At 44.0% G+C, this 3189-nt stretch carries 6 protein-coding genes; all 6 read right to left on the bottom strand.

Translation table 11 applies throughout. The annotated features are described in order from the left end of the window. Positions 1–42: 42 nt before the first annotated feature. A complete protein-coding gene (locus tag EXN75_RS17050) occupies positions 43–369 on the bottom strand; it encodes a DUF4133 domain-containing protein (RefSeq protein ID WP_118255670.1) in 327 nt (108 codons plus the stop codon). 21 nt (positions 370–390) lie between these two features. Continuing rightward, a complete protein-coding gene (locus EXN75_RS17045) occupies positions 391–696 on the bottom strand; it encodes a DUF4134 domain-containing protein (protein WP_072542313.1) in 306 nt (101 codons plus the stop codon). Positions 697–852: 156 nt separating this feature from the next. Then, a complete protein-coding gene (locus EXN75_RS17040) occupies positions 853–1185 on the bottom strand; it encodes a DUF3408 domain-containing protein (protein ID WP_106813439.1) in 333 nt (110 codons plus the stop codon). Between the two features lie 19 nt (positions 1186–1204). Beyond that, positions 1205–1849 (bottom strand): hypothetical protein, encoded by a 645-nt coding sequence (locus EXN75_RS17035; RefSeq protein ID WP_246031459.1) that lies wholly within the window; start codon positions 1847–1849, stop codon positions 1205–1207. A 22-nt stretch (positions 1850–1871) separates the two neighbouring features. Then, positions 1872–2318, bottom strand: a complete 447-nt coding sequence (locus tag EXN75_RS17030; protein WP_118066953.1) for a DUF3408 domain-containing protein — start codon at positions 2316–2318, stop codon at positions 1872–1874. Between the two features lie 5 nt (positions 2319–2323). Then, positions 2324–3082 carry a ParA family protein gene (locus EXN75_RS17025; protein ID WP_118236408.1) on the bottom strand — a complete coding sequence of 253 codons (759 nt, stop codon included), beginning with the start codon at positions 3080–3082 and terminating at the stop codon, positions 2324–2326. Positions 3083–3189: the final 107 nt, after the last annotated feature.

The raw sequence follows: 3189 nt of genomic DNA, 5'->3' as shown, positions 1-3189 counted from the left end.
ACGGGAACTTGCTTTCAAGGGTGCTTGATTTTCTGATATTTCTCATTCTTCTTTCTTTTTATGTTTGAACATTCGGTTTGTTTTCCTTCGGTTGAGGATATAGCGTGGATGGCTCTTGGAGGCAAGGAGCTTCATCAGTCCATGCTCTCCGTACTTGTTGTTCAGGTGGAATGTTCCCCATACAAGCAATGATCCGAGCGTGAGACCCAAGCCGATGCAGACCAGTTGGTCCGCACCTGCCATATAGAGGACGACCACAAGGAAGAAGACGGCAAGCAGTCCACCTGCGAAGATGAAGAGGTACTGTGCCTTCAGTCCCTTGAACTCAACCGAATGACCGATGCCCTTGTTGATTGGGTAGTCAGCCATAAGTCTTATACCTTAATTATATTATAGGAAGAACGAGCGGAGGATGGTTGCGCTCACGATGAGGAAGATGCAGGCTCCGAACCAGCTTGCGGCAGTCTTGCTCGTGTCGGGGTCGCCAGACGAGAACTTGCCATACACCTTGATGCCTCCGATGAGACCCACCACGGCACCGATGGCGTAGATGAGCTTCGTGCCTGGATCGAAGTAGGAGGTCACCATACTTGTTGCTTCGTTGATACCTGCAAGTCCGTTGCCTTGCGCGAATGTCTGTGATACGGCTGCGAAAATCATCGCAGCGAGAAGAATGATTCTGTTTTTCTTGTTCATAAATCGTTTTTTGTCTGTGCCTTGGGGATTGGATAGTCCCGGCTGGCGGTTGATACTTTTGTTTACTCATGCGGCATGATGCCGACTTGTGGATTCAGTGGCGAGCTGAGATTTTAGCCGTAGTCTTTCTTTTTCATTGGTGTACTTTTATTATTGTTAGAGGCGATAGGCCTTGAGTCCCTCATCAAATGCAGCCTTGATTTCGGCAGCATGGATAGCAAAATGCTCGTTGATGATGTTGTCTATGAAACTTGCTACAGTAGCCTGTCCTTTACCAACCACATTCACAAACTTCATAATGCGCTCATGTGTCTCTTCTTTGATGCAGACTTGCTTACCATTTCTTGCAGTAAAGTCGGCTTTGGACATAAACTTGTCTATATACCCAACTCTTTTTTCTGCTTGGGACGACACGGTTACATTCACTGTGGACTGAATACTGATGTATTCCTTTGTCGCACCATTCTTTCTTTTTCTGTTTCTTTCCATTGTTCTCTAAATTTTATTGTTATACAAAATCAAGGATATTGAAGTCCTCTATGCTATCTGGCACTTTAAACTCCTTCTTTGGCTTGGATATTTCTTCTATCTTGTGAGTTTGCAGGTAGAAGGTGACAAAATCATGAATGTTTTTCTTGCACTCCTTGCTGTTCTCCATGAATTTCTCATAGAATTGGTTACCATCCATCTCGTGGAAGACCTTTCCTGCATGTCTTTTCTCCTTGTCCGTAGCTTTTGAAGCCTTGACCGTCTTCACGGCTGTATCTATGTCCTCAAAACTTGTTCCTTTTGCTTGCGGTACATCGGCATCGTCCTCATCGTCAGAATACTTCACACCGACATCTTCTATGCGGACATTTGTAAACACATCATCCAGTAGTTCATCAGGAATCCTTGCCGTGTTCTTTGGTGGATCCTCGAATGTCACGTCATTCTCAGACACAGGCTCTGACTCAGTTTGCTTCTGTACCGTTTCTTCTTTCTTTCGCAGTTGGGACACTTTGAAAAGGCTTTTGCCAACGAGTGCCATAGGGTCGATTGGTGGCTTTTCCTCTTCTTCCTTATTGTTCGCAACTTCAAGGAGCAACTTGTTGTAAAAATAGATAGTCCAGACATTGAATGCAACCAAGACTATCATGAATATACTTTCCATTGTCATGTTGTTCATTTTTTAGTCACACATTCCAATCATCTATCTCTTTTCTTAGTAAGCCGTTAATTTCTTCCTGGTTCTCTTCAAGATGTTTCTCAAGAATAAGGTCGATATAACCACCGACAGTCAACTCATGCTTTGCGAGCACACTGACAATCCTCGAAATTCTCTTGTGTATCTCACGACTGATATAAACGCATTGACGAGTCTTTATCTCGTTTCGTTTGAGAAATGCAGCATCATAACTTTCAGAAGAAACCTTGGATGGCTTGCGTGGGGCTGCAGACTTATCCATCAGTGAACGTGGATTTTTCTTTTCACCCTCTTCTTTCTCTTCGGTATCCCTCACTTGGTTTTGAGAGGCTCCATTAAGGATGGATGCCGTTGTCGTGCCTATCTTGCTCTTGCCAACAGAGGCAATGAGCAGACTTTCATCTATTGCATCGGTGTTAATTTTTCTGCTTACCATAGGCATTATGTTTTTATAATTTCACAAATTTCGTCAGACAATTCCTTGATGCCACTTCCTCGCAACAGATTCGGGTCTGCGGGGAAGATGGTGGAACGGAACACAGCCTTTCGATTCTCCGACAGTTCTCTTCTGAAACGCTTGCTGTCTGGAAGTCGTGTATTGAGAAGTGAATAGCCGAGAGAAGCAAACATTCCTTCATACACTTCATATAAATTCGTTCGTTCACGTTTGTCAACCATCGTCCAGAAAAAGGCAAGTTCCTTGGTGACCGACCAACCCTGTACCAAAAAGTTGTCGTGGAACAACTGCATGAAGCTCATTGCGCTTTCTACCACAAAACGGTCTGCGCTGACGGGTACAAAGATGTAATCCATCTGTGACAAGGTCTTCATGACACCCTCGCTTTTGATTGTCCCAGGCATATCAAAGAAGATGAAGTCAAGTTTAACCTCAGATTCCAACAACACTGTCTCTGCGTCATCAAGAGCATTGACCGCATTGCTTCTCGTTACGCTGAAGGACTTCTTGCCCAACTTCTTGAAATGCTCACAGGCTTGCGCCTTGAAATAGTCGCTGCTTTTGATGAGTTCCAATTCCTCGTCTCGCAGGTCGGCAAGGTTGTATTGTGGCTCGTCACAATCTATGACCGCCACATTGTAACCCTTGACATTGTGAAAGTAGTTGGCTACAAGAGCCGTGATGGTGGACTTTCCTATTCCGCCTTTCTGTGTTGCGAACGCAACAAATCTTGTTTTACTCATATCTTTAACTTTTTAATTTGTTGATAACTCACTTCCATGATTTTCTGCCAATTTAATGATATGAACACATAAGTGTCCATGTCTATAAGTCATTGCTCCATTATGGA

Source organism: Segatella hominis (genome assembly GCF_004535825.1).
In the GTDB taxonomy this organism is placed as follows: domain Bacteria; phylum Bacteroidota; class Bacteroidia; order Bacteroidales; family Bacteroidaceae; genus Prevotella; species Prevotella hominis.
This window is presented reverse-complemented; position numbering and strand designations above follow the sequence as displayed.